Source organism: Nonomuraea sp. NPDC049758, from assembly GCF_040674635.1.
Lineage (GTDB): Bacteria > Actinomycetota > Actinomycetes > Streptosporangiales > Streptosporangiaceae > Nonomuraea.
In genome coordinates, this window is record NZ_JBFAMZ010000013.1 from 90,315 (window position 1) to 104,305 (window position 13,991).

General features: G+C 70.4%; 12 protein-coding genes. 4 read left to right on the top strand and 8 right to left on the bottom strand.

Annotated elements, in window-relative coordinates:
• Positions 1–216 precede the first annotated feature (216 nt).
• Positions 217–672, top strand: a complete 456-nt coding sequence (locus tag AB0J46_RS30815) for a hypothetical protein (protein ID WP_364337732.1) — start codon at positions 217–219, stop codon at positions 670–672.
• A 74-nt stretch (positions 673–746) separates the two neighbouring features.
• Here the strand turns inward: AB0J46_RS30815 and AB0J46_RS30820 are convergent, their stop codons facing one another.
• The 4 genes from AB0J46_RS30820 to AB0J46_RS30835 all read right to left on the bottom strand — a co-directional run bounded on the left by AB0J46_RS30820 (position 747) and on the right by AB0J46_RS30835 (position 6,718).
• Entirely contained in the window at positions 747–2,129 is a 1,383-nt protein-coding gene (locus AB0J46_RS30820; protein ID WP_364337733.1) for a DUF2079 domain-containing protein, read from the bottom strand.
• 371 nt (positions 2,130–2,500) lie between these two features.
• Positions 2,501–4,468, bottom strand: coding sequence for a hypothetical protein (locus tag AB0J46_RS30825; protein ID WP_364337900.1), 1,968 nt, complete (start codon positions 4,466–4,468; stop codon positions 2,501–2,503).
• Positions 4,469–4,505: 37 nt separating this feature from the next.
• Entirely contained in the window at positions 4,506–5,264 is a 759-nt protein-coding gene (locus AB0J46_RS30830) for a hypothetical protein (protein WP_364337734.1), read from the bottom strand.
• 62 nt (positions 5,265–5,326) lie between these two features.
• Positions 5,327–6,718 carry a sigma 54-interacting transcriptional regulator gene (locus AB0J46_RS30835; RefSeq protein ID WP_352326127.1) on the bottom strand — a complete coding sequence of 464 codons (1,392 nt, stop codon included), beginning with the start codon at positions 6,716–6,718 and terminating at the stop codon, positions 5,327–5,329.
• Between the two features lie 172 nt (positions 6,719–6,890).
• Here AB0J46_RS30835 and AB0J46_RS30840 point away from each other — a divergent pair, with 172 nt between their 5' ends.
• Positions 6,891–8,072: an FIST N-terminal domain-containing protein gene (locus tag AB0J46_RS30840; RefSeq protein ID WP_352353142.1), complete on the top strand. Its 1,182-nt coding sequence runs from the start codon at positions 6,891–6,893 to the stop codon at positions 8,070–8,072.
• The gene (locus AB0J46_RS30845; RefSeq protein WP_364337735.1) at positions 8,069–9,082 is read left to right on the top strand and encodes an ROK family protein; all 1,014 of its coding nucleotides are present in this window, start codon (positions 8,069–8,071) and stop codon (positions 9,080–9,082) included. The genes AB0J46_RS30840 and AB0J46_RS30845 overlap by 4 nt, the downstream gene beginning before the upstream one ends.
• Positions 9,083–9,198: 116 nt before the next feature.
• On the opposite strand, the gene AB0J46_RS30850 is transcribed toward AB0J46_RS30845, so the two are convergent.
• The 4 genes from AB0J46_RS30850 to hppD all read right to left on the bottom strand — a co-directional run bounded on the left by AB0J46_RS30850 (position 9,199) and on the right by hppD (position 13,173).
• Positions 9,199–9,882, bottom strand: a complete 684-nt coding sequence (locus tag AB0J46_RS30850; RefSeq protein ID WP_364337736.1) for a hypothetical protein — start codon at positions 9,880–9,882, stop codon at positions 9,199–9,201.
• Entirely contained in the window at positions 9,879–10,424 is a 546-nt protein-coding gene (locus tag AB0J46_RS30855) for a sigma-70 family RNA polymerase sigma factor (RefSeq protein ID WP_364337737.1), read from the bottom strand. The genes AB0J46_RS30850 and AB0J46_RS30855 overlap by 4 nt, the downstream gene beginning before the upstream one ends.
• A 73-nt stretch (positions 10,425–10,497) precedes the next feature.
• Entirely contained in the window at positions 10,498–11,904 is a 1,407-nt protein-coding gene (locus tag AB0J46_RS30860; RefSeq protein WP_364337738.1) for a M1 family metallopeptidase, read from the bottom strand.
• Positions 11,905–12,090: 186 nt separating this feature from the next.
• A complete protein-coding gene (gene hppD / locus AB0J46_RS30865; protein WP_364337739.1) occupies positions 12,091–13,173 on the bottom strand; it encodes a 4-hydroxyphenylpyruvate dioxygenase in 1,083 nt (360 codons plus the stop codon).
• Between the two features lie 130 nt (positions 13,174–13,303).
• Between hppD and AB0J46_RS30870 the strand changes: the two genes are divergently transcribed.
• On the top strand, positions 13,304–13,783 hold the full coding sequence (locus AB0J46_RS30870; RefSeq protein WP_352323250.1) for an Lrp/AsnC family transcriptional regulator: 480 nt from the start codon (positions 13,304–13,306) through the stop codon (positions 13,781–13,783).
• Positions 13,784–13,991: the final 208 nt, after the last annotated feature.

Genomic DNA, 13,991 nt, shown 5'->3' on the forward strand with positions numbered 1-13,991 from the left:
GCCTTTTCCTCGTGTCCCATGGGCGCCCCGGTGAAGCCAAGTTGCTCATCCCCTTGACCTCGCCCATCAGGCCGAGGACCGTCCACGCGGGCCCGGGCGTACGACGCGCTGAGCCGGGTCAGTCTCTATCGCGGCGATCCGCTGCGCGCGGTACGGCATGCCCAGCGGGGTCTGCGCATCCCGGACCTCCCGCCGAGCCGCCTGTCGAGCCTGCACATGCGGCTCGGCCGTGCCCTGGCCTGTATCAACGGCAACCAGCGGGAGGCCCGCGAAGCCCTCGATCGGGCATTGGGCACGTCCGGCCTGAGCCCGTTCGCTGAGGCCGCTCTGGGGGGAGACGTCGCGGTCGGGCTGAGCAGGCTGGGTCACTACGACCAGGCCGACCGGCTGCTGCGCGAAGCGGCGGCGGCCATGGCCCAATGGTCTCCGCTCTTCCGGGCCCAATATCTCGGCAGGCAGGCTCAGACGGCGGTGCGAGCGGATGAACCGGCGCTCGCCGTGCACCACATGCACAGCCTCACCCGGGCGCTACCGTTCGTCGGCAGCGCTCGGGTGAATACTCGCGTCGCTGCAGTCATCACCGCGACTGCCAAATGGGACCGCATTCCGGAGGTCCGCACCGCGCGTGAGAGCCTGCGTGCGCTGTTGCCCGCCGAATTCCCTTCCGCCTGAGGCGATTCAACCTTCTCTTAGACGGCCGTGGACATGCGGTACTGCTGGTGCACCTGGAAAAGGGGACTTCCTGTTCATCCCTGCGTGGGCGACGGGTCGAAGAGAACAACGTATCCGTCTCGCGAGAAGGCTTCGCGATAGCCGCGCTGCCGCAGCAGTTCGACATCCGCGGCCTGGGCCTGGATCGAAGCGAAGTGCGGCTGCTTGTCCTTCAGGTCGGCCAGGATCCATGGCGCGCGCTCCGGTCGCGACGCCGTCTTCGCGGCCCAGGCCACGACCTTGGTTCGAGCCGAAATGTTCGGGCCTACGGCGTTGGCCACTTCGACGAGCACGCCGTCCGGAATCCGGCGCATGGCTTCCACGGCTGCGGTGGATCGGGCGTCAGCCGGGTACCAGCTCGGTTTGAACAGATTTCCAAGGGCGAAGAACGGCACGATCGCCACCGCCGCCACCGTCGTGACCGCCGCGAGGACGGTTGCGGACGGAAGAAATCGCCACGGTCGTCGTCCTCGTGTCGCCCGGTGAAGCCGTGCCGCGCCGTCGACGGCGGCGCAGAACAGGGCCATCACGATCGCGGCGTTGTAGTGGTAACGCGTCCCCCACCAGCCGGCCGCGCCCGCGTCCGTGGCCAGCATGCGCTCCGCCAGCAGCGCGAGCGGGGCCAGAGCGTACGGCGACAGCAGCGGCAGGAAGCACAGCGGGGCGAAGAGCAGCAGGAGCGTCCACAGTTTCGTGTCTGGGGTGGCGAGAACGTGCAGGATGTCCAGCGGCTGTGACAGCAGGTGCCCCAACGCCTCGGCCGGGTCAGCGCCCCAGCGGGTGTAGTACCAGTACCGGCCCGGATCGGCGCCGAAGGCCGGCATGATCACGTAGGTCGCCAGGCAGAGGAAGGCGGCACCGCCCGCCAGCATCGCCGCCCCGACACGGCGCCACTCGCGGACGAACAGCAGCCCTGCGCCGAGACCGACGACGAAGATCGCCAGGTCCTCCTTGACCAGAAGCAGCACGCCTGCCGCCGCCAGTGCCTGCCATCGCCGCCCGGCCTGGATCCGCTCGAACAGCACCGCGGTGATCAAAGGCACGAAGGCGTACTCGTGGAAGTGGAAGTTCACCGCCTCGGCGATCGGCCAGGACAGAAGATAGGCGACGGCCAGCGAATACGCGGCCCCGGCGCCGAGCGCGCGTCGGACGTAGACCCAGAAGGGCACCGCCGCGGCGGAGAAGAGGGCGGCCTGGGCCACGATGAGCGTCTCAGGGCCGTCGTGGACCCAGTAGAGCGGGGCCAGCAACGCGAGCATCGGCGAGAAGTGGTCACCGAGCAAGGTGAACGCTGAACCGAGTTCCTGCCAGTTGCCCTTCACGGACGAAAGAGGCGCACCGAGGTGCGCGTAGCCTCTTACGCCCTGGTCGAAGATGACGAGGTCGTAGATGCCGGTCCGGAAGGTGTGGAGCTTCACTAATCCGAGTGTCGAATAGGCTGCGCAAGCGATTATCGTGAGGGTCCCTAATAAATATCTGTGGGGCATGCGCCTGAGGTGGCGATATAAAGGCATGGCATGAACTGTGCCAGGAGGAGATGGCCGTCATGCCGGCATTGCACTTTTTCGCCGCCGCTGCACGGCGACGGAAAGCGACCGGCCGGGCAGCGCTACTCTCGGTGTTCATTTCGTCGCGTTGGCCGATGTCCCGTGGGCGGGGCGTTCCAGGATCCGCCGCCCGCGGTGACATCGGTTCGTCGTTAAGGGGCAAGCGTCTTTTGTGCGGGCCGAACCGGCCGGCAGCGATAGGGGAATGAATTTGCACGCGTGCCGACGAGCGCTTTTCTTTGTCAGCGGGAGCGGCGGAGGCGGAGGAAGTCGCTGACGACGTATTCGCCGAGCCGGTCGGCGCTCGGTGAGAACACCCGGCCGCCGTTCCTGCGGGCCACCTCGTCCACGAACTCCTTCAGCCGATCGTCGGCCGCCAGCATGAAGACGTTGATCGTCGCCCGTCGCCGCGTCATCTTGTCCACCTCGGCCAGCGTCAGCTCCAGCGTCTCGTGCGACGGCGGCCACTCGAAGGCCGATCTGCCGTTGCGCATGAGATGGGCGGTCGGCTCGCCGTCGGTGACCACCAGCACCACCGGCTCGAAGTCGGGGTGGCGGTCGAGGTGGCGGCCGGCGATCAGGAGGGCGTGGTGGAGGTTGGTGCCCTGGACCATGTCCCAGTCGAGGCCGGCCAGCTCGTCGGGCTGCAGGACCCTGGCGTAGTTGGAGAAGCCGATGATCTGCACGGCGTCCTGCGGGAACTTGGAGGCCACCAGCGCCTGGAGGGCCAGCGCCGTCTGCTTGGCCGCGGCCCACGTGCCGCGCAGGGCCATCGAGTACGACAGGTCGACCAGCAGGCACACCGCCGCCGCGCTGCGGCGTTCGGTCTCGGAGACCTCGAAGTCGTCGACGGACAGCCGCACCCGGGCCCGCCCGTCCTGCGGGGCGGTCGCCACGCCGCCGCTGCGCACGCCGTTGACCAGCGTACGGACGACGTCGATCGGCTGCTCGTCGCCGAAGCGCCACGGCCGGGTGGAGCCGGTGAGCTCGCCGGCCGAGCCCGCGTCGTGCTGGTCGTGGTCGCCGCGCCGGCCCGCGTCGAGGGAGGAGAACACGCGCCGCAGCGCGGTCTCGCCGAGCCGCCGGACCGCCTTCGGGGTCAGCTCCAGCTTGCCGCGGCGGCGCAGCAGGTAGCCCTGCTCCTCCAGCTCGCGTTCGATGCGCTTGAGCGCCTCCAGGTCGTCGACCGCCGCCCGGCCCAGGGCGCGGCGTACGGCGGCCTCGTCGATGTCGTCGAGCCGCGCGCCCGGGTAGTCCTGGCGCAGGGCGGTCTCCAGCTGGGTGAGGTCGGCCAGCTCCTCCAGGGCGGTGACGGCGTCGCCCATGGCCAGGGGCTCCTCGCCGGTCAGGCGCTCGGGGGCGTTCCAGGCCAGGTCGGGACGGCGGGCGTGCAGGGCCTCGCCGAGGCGGCGCATCTGGTTTGACAGGCCGGCCTGGTCGAGGGTCTGGTTGATGAGGCTGGACAGCTCCTCGCGCTGGCGGGGGGTCATCGAGGCCAGCATGCGCTGGGTGGCGGCGGCCCGCCGGGCCAGGATGTCGACGAGCTCCTCAAGGTTTCGGGGCGTTTCTGGGAACAAATCGCCATATTTCGCCATAAAGGCGTCAAAGTCTTCTTGGGTGTGCTCGCCCCGGGTGTCCCTGTCCAGCATGTCGTTCAAATCGGACATCATCTGCCGGACGCGGGCCATGGCCTCGGGGTCGGGGTTGGCCAGCGCGTCGCGGAGCCCTCTGAACTGGCTGTCGAGCACCTCGCGCCGCAGCAGGTCGCGCAGCTCCTCGAACGTCTGGCGGGCCGCCGCCGAACGCCACTCGTACGTGCTCAGCTCCTGGATGGCGCTCGCGGTGTCCTCGGGCAGCCCGTCGAGCCCGGCCTCGCGCAGCCGCGCGTCGTCGGACGGGTCGGGGAACAGCTCGGCCCGCTCCTGCCCGATCGCCTTGTCCAGCAATGCCCGCGCGCGCTCGAGGGTGCCGTCGAGCCGCCCGCGCTCGCGCAGGTCCCTGCGCCGCCTGCGGACCTCCTTGAGCATGTCGTCGAGCCCCCGCCGGTCCTGGCTGCCGGGCAGCCCGCGCTTGAGCAGGTCGCGCAGCGCGTGGACCGGCGTCGAACCGGACAGGATCGCGTCGCCCATCTCGTCGAGGGCCGCGCGTACGTCGTAAGGAGGGGCCAGGGGGTCGGGGCCGTCGTGGTATTCGCCGTAGCGGAAGGCCATCACGCTTCCACGCTAACCCCAACCCGCCCCCGCCCGTCTACGGACGCCTGGCCACTTCCCACACCTCGACCGCGCTGTTCGCGTCGGGCGTATAACTCACCTGCACCTGCACCGCGCGCCCGGCCACCTTGAGCGCCTTGGTCAGATCGGCCGACTCGCAGGGCAGCGTGCCGAGCCCGCGCTTGTCGACGCCGGCCGGCTTCCCGGACACCCAGCGGTCGCCGCAGCGGGCGGTGGCCCGGTAGAAGGACGTCAGGTACGTGTAGCCCAGCTTGAGCTGCTTGCCGCCGGTGCTGAACAGGACCGTCGCGTCGTCGATCCGCTTGACCGAGCCGCGCGCGGTGACCGGCTCCGGCCAGGCGTTCAGCAGGAACTCCTGGGCCTTCACGGCCCTGCCGTCCTCGTACTCGACCCGGAGCGGGACCGCGCCCTCCCGGAGCCCGACGGTGAGCTGGGCGGGCTTGCACGACGTCCGGCCCAGGCCGTCGCGGTCGAGCGCGACCCGGCCTTCGGTCTCCTTCAGGTTGCAGGCCGTCGTCACCCGGCTGTAGGCGGCGCGGGTGTAGTCGAGCTTGAGCTCTTCGGCCCCCGGGATCGCGGTCAGCTTGTAGAGCACGTTGCCGCCGCGCCGCACCTTGGCGGGCTTCATGGGCACGATCCGCAGGCTGCCCTTGCCGTCGGCCCAGGCATAGCCGTAGGCGGTCTTGACGGCTGCCCTGGCGGGGGCCGCCTGCGCGGGAAGCGCGAGGCCGCCCAGGACGAGGCCGACGGCGGTGGCATGGATGAGCAGGCGCATGGGCGGTTCCCCCCGGAGTCGTGATCAACCAAACACTACGACGCGGGAAACCGCCCGATTGTTCACGTCCTGTAGATCGTGACCCCGTCGAGGTCTTCCTTTGACAGCCGCCGCATCAGGTAGAGACCTTCCAGCGCGAACTCCAGGGCCGCCGCGGCGTGCCCGGGGGACTCCTCGCCGGCGCCCATGCCGAGCCTGGACATGATCTTGGCGAGGCCGCTGACCGGACCGATCCGGTGCAGCAGCTCGGCCGCGGCCACCATGTCGCCGGACTCCACCTGGTTGCCCTCGGCGAACTTGTCGGTCACCGGGGCCAGGTCCATGCCGCCCAGCCTGTTCCTGAACGTCTCGGCCGTGGCCCGGCGCAGCAGGTGGGCCAGGATCTCGGTCTCCCTGCCCTCCTCGCTGACCTCGAACTCCACCTTGCCGCGCAGGCTGTGGACGACGCAGGCCAGGTCGCAGACGCGCGTGACGGCCTGGTCCTCGCCCTTGATCGCGGACCTGCGCACGGCGGAGGCCGCGGCGGTCTCGGCGGCGGCGATCGAGAAGCGCGCCGACACGCCGGAACGGGCGTCGACGGCCGTGGACTCGCGGACCAGCCGGGTGAACCTGGCGATCACCTCGATCAGGTGCTCCGGCACGTCGGCCCCGATGTCGGGCACCGACTCCTGGCGGATGAGGGTGAGCTCGTCCTCGACCGTGAGCGGGTAGTGGGTGCGGATCTCGGCGCCGAAGCGGTCCTTCAGCGGCGTGATGATGCGGCCCCTGTTGGTGTAGTCCTCGGGGTTGGCGCTGGCGATGAGCAGGATGTCGAGGGGCAGGCGCAGGTTGTAGCCGCGCACCTGGATGTCACGTTCCTCCAGCACGTTGAGCAGCGAGACCTGGATGCGCTCGGCCAGGTCGGGGAGCTCGTTGACGGAGAACACGCCGCGGTTGGTGCGGGGGACCAGGCCGTAGTGGACGGTCTCGGGGTCGCCGAGGGTGCGCCCCTCTGCGATCTTGATGGGGTCGACGTCGCCGATGAGGTCGCCGACGGAGGTGTCGGGAGTGGCGAGCTTCTCGCCGTAACGCTCGTCGCGGTGCTTCCACGCCACCGGCAGCTCGTCGCCCAGCTCCCGCGCCAGGGTCTTGCAGCGCGTGCAGGCGGGTGCGTACGGATGGTCGTTGATCTCGCAGCCCTCGACCACCGGGGTCCACTCGTCGAGCAGGCCGGTGATCGTGCGGATGAGCCGCGTCTTGCCCTGCCCTCGCTCACCGAGCAGGACCAGGTCGTGCCCGGCGAGCAGCGCCCGCTCCAGGTGTGGCAGGACGGAGTCGTCGAAGCCCACTATGCCGGGGAACCGGGGCTCGCCGGCCCGCAGCCTGGCCAGCAGGTTTTCCCGGACCTCGGCCTTGACGCTGCGATGAACGTGGCCGCTCTCCCGCAACTCGCGGAGAATACGTGGCTGATGCACGGGATCGAGACTACGTCCCCCGCGAGAAATGCGGCAGAGAGTTTCGCATCTGGCGGAGATTTCGGATCTTGACCTATTGCGTGACGGTTCGTACGCGTGCTTGTCCCTTTAGTGGGGAGAATCGGCCCTAGGGAACATGCACATGTCGAGGGAGGCGAGACGCGTGGCCTTGATGACAAGCCGCTTCGCCGACGGCCTCGCCGTGGGTTCCGACCTGGTGGAGGCCGCGGAGAGCGCCGTCGGTCAGGCACTGTCGAGGCTCAGCGGCCAGGCCGACCTGGTCTGCTTCTTCATCTGCGGCGAGGACCCCGAGGACGTCGCGAGAGCCGGCCAGGCCGCGATGAAGCTGGCGCCCGAGGCGCACGTGATCGGATGCAGCGCCACCGGTGTGATCGGCGACGGGCAGGGGGTCGAGCTGACGCCCGCGGTGAGCGCGTGGGCGGCCACCCTGGAGGGGGCCAGGCTCACCACGTTCGCCCTGGAGACGCTGGCGGCGGAGGACCGGTTCGTGGTCGTCGGGCTGCCCGAGCGCACAGGCGACGACCACGTGGCGATCCTGCTGGCCGACCCGTACACCTTCCCGACCGACGCGTTCGTGGAGCGTTCGGTCGACGTGCTCGGCGACCTGCCGCTGATCGGCGGCCTGGCCAACGGGCTGCAGGGCAGGGGGTCCGTACGGCTGTTCGCGGACGGCAAGATCTACACCGAGGGCGCGATCGGCGTCCTGCTCAGCGGGCCTATCAAGATCAGTACGGTGGTCAGCCAGGGCTGCCGCCCGATCGGCCCCAGCATGGTGGTCACGGCCTCGGAGGAGAACCTGCTGCTCGAACTGGCCGGTCAGCCCGCGCTGGCCCGGCTGGAGGACATCGTCAGCGAGCTGGACGAGGACGACCGCGAACTGGTCGCCGCCGGCCTGCAGATCGGCGTGGCCATGGACGAGTACGCCGAACGTCACGAACGCGGCGACTTCCTCATCCGGGGCGTCATCGGCATCGACCCCGAACGCGAGGCCGTGGCCATCGGGGACATCGTGGAGATCGGCCGTACCGTGCGCTTCCAGGTCAGGGACGCGGCCACCGCCGACGAGGACCTGTACGACCTGCTCGACGCCCACCGCGAGGAGCTCGGCAAGGTCGACGGCGCGCTGCTGTTCTCGTGCAACGGCCGGGGCTCGGCGATGTTCGGCACCGCCGACCACGACCCGGTCGCACTGCGCGACACGCTGGGACCGATCGGCGTCGCGGGCTTCTTCGCCGCGGGCGAGGTCGGGCCGGTCGGCGGGCACAACCACGTGCACGGGCTCACGGCGTCCGTGCTGGTCTTCTCCAGCGCCGCGGAGCCGGAGCTGTCGTGATCCTGGCGATCGACGTCGGCGGCACCAAGATGGCCGCCGGGCTGGTGGCCTCTGACGGCACCGTGATCACCTCCCGGCGCGCCGCCACCCCCCAGAACGCCGACGCCGAGACGCTGTGGCACACCCTCACCACCCTCATCGACCCACTGTCGGCGCGCGCCGAAGGGGTCGGCGTGGGCTGCGGCGGGCCGATGACCTGGCCCGACGGCGAGGTTTCGCCGCTCAACATCCCCGCCTGGCGCGGCTTCCCGCTGCGCGCCCGGCTGGCCGGCCGGTTCCCCGGTTTACCGGTACGCCTCCACAACGACGCCATCTGCCTGGCCATCGCCGAACACTGGCAGGGCGCCGGCCAGGGCAGCGCCGACATGCTGGGCATGGTGGTCTCCACCGGCGTCGGCGGCGGCCTGATCCTGGGCGGACGCCTGGTCAACGGCGGCACGGGCAACGCCGGCCACATCGGTCACGTCGTGGTCGAACCGGACGGCGGCCCCCGCTGCGGCTGCGGCGGCCACGGCTGCCTGGAAGCGGTCGCCCGCGGCCCCGCCCTCACCACCTGGGCCCTCACTCAGGGCTGGACCCCTGCCGCCGTCTCCGAGCCTGTGAAGGCGTCCGAGCGCGTGGAGGCGTTCGAGGGTGGGGAGGTGTCCGAGGGTGGGGAGGCGTACCGGGAGGATCGGGCGGTCACCGGGCGGGCGCTGGCGGCCGACGCGCTCGCCGGGGACCCCGTGGCCGTGCTGGCGATGCGGCGGGCCGGACGGGCGCTCGGGATCGCGATCGCCTCCGCCACCCACCTGTGCGACCTGGACCTGGTGACGATCGGCGGCGGACTGTCGCAGGCCGGCGACCCCCTGTTCGGCCCCCTGGAGGAGGCGCTGCGGGACCACGCCCGCATGGGTTTCGCCCGCCGCCTCAAGGTCGTGCCCGCCGCCCTCGGACAGGACGCCGGCCTGGTAGGCGCCGCCGCCCTCCTCCTGGCCGGCGGCGCCTACTGGACCTCCTCCCGCGACTGACCTCCGCGGGAGGGTCGCCGGGCGGGCGCGGGCCGAGGGTGCGGAGGCCGCCGCCTGCCCGGGAGGGCGGTCGTGTGCCGGGCGGAGGGCGGCAGAACCGCCGACCGCCCGGGACGTCAGCCCTGTTCGGTGTGCCAGCCGGCCCCCTCGCCCGTGCCCTCGCCGGTGCTCCCGCCGGTGCCTTCCCCGGTGCCCGTCCGGGTGCCGGAGCGGTCGGTGGGGCCGTCCGTGGGCGGCGCGGGCATCGCGGTCGGCTCGCAGGGGGCCACCGCGCCCTTGACGATCTGCAGCGAGGTGGAGACCGGAGGGGCCTCCGGCCCGCTCCTGTCGAGGGTGACCGCCAGCACGAGCGTCTGCCCGGCGGGAACCTGCCCCTTCGGGATCTTGAAGGAGATTCCGTGCCCGGTGCTGCCGATGCTCGCCTCGAACCGCCCCTCGGCGGTGCCGTGCTGCCCGCGCGGCTCCTTGCAGACCTGCCCGTACGGCAGGTAGTCCACCACCGACCTGACCCCCGCCGCGGCCAGCTCGGACGCCAGCCCGTCCGGGTCGCGGAAGGCGTTGATCTCCACCGACACCCCGCCGTCGGCCGTCCCGGTCACCGCGTACGCCGGCGCCCCGCCGAACAGGCCGGTCGCCGCCACCGTCGCGACGGCGGCGACCCCGGCCGCCGCGGCCAGCCCCACGAGCCTGCGCCGGGGCCGCCGGACGACCGGCGTGACGACCTGCCCCCCGACCTGCGCCGGCCCGGCCGCCATCTCCTGCTTGAGCGCGCCCAGCAACCGCTCCTCGAAAGTGTTCATGCCTGTCCCTCCACGTACACGGCCGACGGCGAAGCGACGTTCTCCAGGGCGCGTCTGGCCCGGTGCAGGCGGACCCGCGCGGTCACCTGCCTGATGCCGAGGGCGGCGGCCGCCTCCGAGACGGTGAGCTGGTCGATCGCCACGAGCTCCAGCACCGCGCGTTCGCCCTCCGGCAGGCCCGCCATGGCCTCCAGGGCGCCGCGCATCCCGCGCTCGGCGTCGATCCGCTCCTCCATCCGGACGAGGTCGTCGTCGTCCATCAGCCGCCGTCCCGCGATCCGGCCGGCCGCCCGCGCTTCCCTGGCCGACCTGCGCAGCTGGGCCGACACCACGTTGCGGGCCACGCCGTACAACCACGCGGTCTGACTGCCCCGGCCCGGCACGTAGGTGTGGGCCGAGTCGAGGGCCGCCAGGAAGACGTCGGCAGTCAGGTCGGCGGCCAGGTGGGGATCGCTCACCCGCCGGACCACGAACCGCATGACGACGTCGACATGGCGGCGGTAGAAGGCCTCGAAGGCCACCGGGTCCTCGTTGAGGCGCACTGGCCTCGCTCCCTTCGTCGTTCGCCCTTACACCTGTACTTGGACCGGGCGAAGGAAAGCGTTTCGGCGCAGGTCAGGCGAGGGTGGGGCGGCGCGGCTGGAAGAGCCACGCGTCGAAGAGCGGGTCGAGGTCCTTGCCGGACAGCCGCTCGGACAGGTCGACGAACTGCCGCGTGGTGACGTTGCCGTAGCGGTGTTCGGCGGTCCAGGTCTTGAGCAGCTTGAAGAACGTCGGGTCGCCGACCGCCTTGCGCAGGGCGTGCAGCGCCATGCCGCCGCGGGTGTAGACCGACTCGTTGAACAGGTCACCGGGTTTGGCCCGGCCCGGCGGGTAGGACCACATCGGGTCTTTGGCGCCGCGGTTGTAGAAGTCCTTGAAGAGGGTGTCGGCGGTCTTCTTGCCCCGGTGCTCCGACCACAGCCACTCCGCGTACGTCGCGAAGCCCTCGTTGAGCCACAGGTCCTTCCACCGCTTGATGGTCAGGCTGTCGCCGAACCACTGGTGGGCCAGCTCGTGGGCGATGATGCCCTCGTCGGGGTCGAAGCCGCCGTAGAGGGGCTTGGTCTGGTTCTCCAGGGCGTAGCCGGCCGAGTAGTCGTCGACGATGGCGCCGGTCGAGGAGAACGGATAGGGGCCGAAGACCGTGCTCCAGTAGTCGGTGATCTCGCCCGAGACGTTGTAGACGCGGTCGAGGCCGGTCTTGAACTTCGGATCGACGGCCGCGTACGTCGGGATGCCGCCCGGCGACCGGCCCTGACGCACCTCGAACTTGCCGATCGTGGCCGTGGCGAGGTAGGTGGCCATCGGGTGCCGCTCGCTCCACCGGTAGGTGGTGCGGCCGCCCGCGGTGGACGGGGACGCGCTCTGCTCGCCGTTGGCCACGACGGTCAGGCCGGCGGGCACGGTGACCGTGAAGTCGAACGTGGCCTTGTCGGCCGGGTGGTCGTTGCTGGGGAACCAGGTCTTGGAGCCGTTGGGCTCGGAGGCCACGAACGCGCCGTCGGCGGTGGGGATGAACCCGTACGTGCCCAGGTTGGCGGTGTCCTTGGCGGGCGTGGGGCTGCCGGAGTAGGAGATCTCGGCGGTGAACGGCGAGCCGGCGTCGAGCCGCGCGGCCGGGGTCACGGTCAGCTCGCCGTCCTTGCGGGAGAAACGCGCGGGCGAGCCGTCGACGCTGACCTTGGCGACGTCGAGGCCGGTGAGGTCGAGGTTGAAGCTCGACAGGTCTTGAGTGGCCTTGGCGCGGATCTTCGTCAGGCCGGTGAGCCGCTTGGTCGCCGGGGTGTAGTCGACGGTCAGCGAGTAGTGGGCGACGTCGTAGCCGCCGTTGCCGTCCTGCGGGAAGTCGGGGTCGCCGATGCCCGGCGCGCCCGTGTGGCGGCCGGCGGCCGAGCGGGGCGGCGGCTCGTCGGTGGGCGCGCACGCGAGCACGCTGATCAGCGCCACCAGCACGGCCGCGCCGCGTCTTCTGATCCGCATAGGTGAACCAGCCCCCTTCAGCCCGTGACCGGAATCTTACGCTGGGTCACACGCTCCCGACGACTCGTCACCGTGGAGGGGGAAGAGCCGGAGGCGCCGGCGGCTCCCCGCCGCCGGCGCCTCATCAGCCCAGAATGTGGTGGTGGTCCCATAAAATCCAGATCACCACCACTAAGTCGGGACAAACTAAAGGTTGCCCCTGCGTTCCTGCTCGCGCTCGATGGCCTCGAACAGGGCCTTGAAGTTGCCCTTGCCGAAGCCGAGCGACCCGTGCCGCTCGATCAGCTCGAAGAAGACCGTGGGACGGTCCTGGACCGGCTGCGTGAAGATCTGCAGCAGGTAGCCGTCCTCGTCGCGGTCGACCAGGATCTTGCGCTTCTTCAGCTCCTCGATCGGCGCCCTGACCTGCCCGATGCGCTCGCGCAGCTCGGGGTCGTCGTAGTAGGAGTCGGGCGTGTCGAGGAACTGCACGCCGGCCGCGCGCATGTGGTCGACGGTGGTGAGGATGTCGTTGGTGGCCAGGGCGATGTGCTGCACGCCCGGCCCGCCGTAGAACTCCAGGTACTCGTCGATCTGCGACTTCTTGCGGCTGATCGCCGGCTCGTTCAGCGGGAACTTGACCTTCCGGGTGCCGTCGGCCACGACCTTGGACATCAGCGCCGAGTACTCGGTCGCGATGTCGTCGCCGACGAACTCGGCCATGTTCGTGAAGCCCATCACCTTGCGGTAGAACTCCACCCACTCGTCCATCTTGCCGAGCTCGACGTTGCCGACGCAGTGGTCGACCGCCTGGAACAGGCGTCCGGTCTTCGTCGCCGGCGGCGCGACGAGCGGCTCGGCCGGCACGTAACCGGGCAGGTACGCCCCCGCGTAGTTGGACCTGTCCACGAGCGTGTGCCGGGTCTCGCCGTAGGTGGCGATGGCCGCGAGCACCACCTTGCCGTGCTCGTCCTCCAGCGTGTACGGCTCCACCAGGCCCGTGGCCCCGTGGGCGACCGCGTAGGCGTACCCGGCCTCCACGTCGGGCACCTGGATGGCCAGGTCGATCACGCCGTCACCGTGCTCTGCGACGTGCCTGGCCATGTCCGTGCCGGGCCGGATCGAGGCCCTGAACTCGAAGGTGGCGCTGCCCGAGGTCAGGACGTAGGCGACCTCGTCGCGGCTGCCGTTCTCCGGCCCGCGGTAGGCCACCAGTCGCATGCCGAAAGCGGTCGAGTAGTAGTGGGCGGCCTGCCGGGCGTTGCCCACGGCGAACACCACGGCGTCCATGCCGTTAACCGGAAAGACATCAGTCATACCTCCAACTCTCGATTTAGCTGGACGAGTTGTGCAACAGTTACTTGAACGAGTGCACAATCTGTCCACCCATCTCAGGTCAGAGTCGGAGAACTTGTACAGCATGACGATCGACGAACTGGACGCCCGGCTGATCTCGCTGCTGACCGCCGAGCCCCGGCTGGGCGTGCTGGAGTGCTCCCGCCGCCTCGGCGTCGCCCGCGGGACCGTCCAGGCCAGGCTCGACCGGCTGGTGGCCAGGGGTGTGATCACCGGGTTCGGGCCCGACGTGTCGCCCGTGGCGCTCGGCTACGACGTGACGGCGTTCGTCACCATGGAGATCAGGCAGGTCTCCGGGCACGACCCGGTCGCCCACCGGCTGGCCCACATCCCCGAGGTGCTGGAGGTGCACACCATCACCGGCGGCGCGGACCTGCTGTGCCGGGTGGTCGCGCGGACGAATGCCGATCTGCAAAGGGTCATCGACCAAATCGTGGATGTTCAGGGGGTGCTCAGGACTTCTTCGATCATCGCACTCGACACACCGGTTCCTTACCGAGTGCTGCCTTTGGTCGCCGATGTTCCGCGCCGCGGGGGGCGCTAGACGTACCATCGCTTAGGGACGAGGCACCGTTATCGATCGTTTACCCTTGACATTCGCCCAGCTGGCGGGGGTTGGGCGAAGGTGTCTCAGAGGGGGGTCTCGGATGCGGGGCGGTGGTGGAAAAGGCATGCGGAAACGGCGCGTACTCCGAATAGTGTTGATCTCTTTCGGCGCCGGAATCGCCGTGCTTGCCGGTCTTTTCGCCGTT

Coding starts and splice junctions, on each gene's coding strand:
- AB0J46_RS30860 (WP_364337738.1), bottom strand. CDS start 11,904: ATGCGGATCAGAAGACGCGGCGCGGCCGTGCTGGTGGCGCTGATCAGC.
- AB0J46_RS30815 (WP_364337732.1), top strand. CDS start 217: ATGCGGCTCGGCCGTGCCCTGGCCTGTATCAACGGCAACCAGCGGGAG.
- AB0J46_RS30830 (WP_364337734.1), bottom strand. CDS start 5,264: ATGCGCCTGCTCATCCATGCCACCGCCGTCGGCCTCGTCCTGGGCGGC.
- AB0J46_RS30840 (WP_352353142.1), top strand. CDS start 6,891: ATGACAAGCCGCTTCGCCGACGGCCTCGCCGTGGGTTCCGACCTGGTG.
- AB0J46_RS30850 (WP_364337736.1), bottom strand. CDS start 9,882: ATGAACACTTTCGAGGAGCGGTTGCTGGGCGCGCTCAAGCAGGAGATG.
- AB0J46_RS30825 (WP_364337900.1), bottom strand. CDS start 4,468: ATGGCCTTCCGCTACGGCGAATACCACGACGGCCCCGACCCCCTGGCC.
- hppD (WP_364337739.1), bottom strand. CDS start 13,173: ATGGACGCCGTGGTGTTCGCCGTGGGCAACGCCCGGCAGGCCGCCCAC.
- AB0J46_RS30870 (WP_352323250.1), top strand. CDS start 13,304: ATGACGATCGACGAACTGGACGCCCGGCTGATCTCGCTGCTGACCGCC.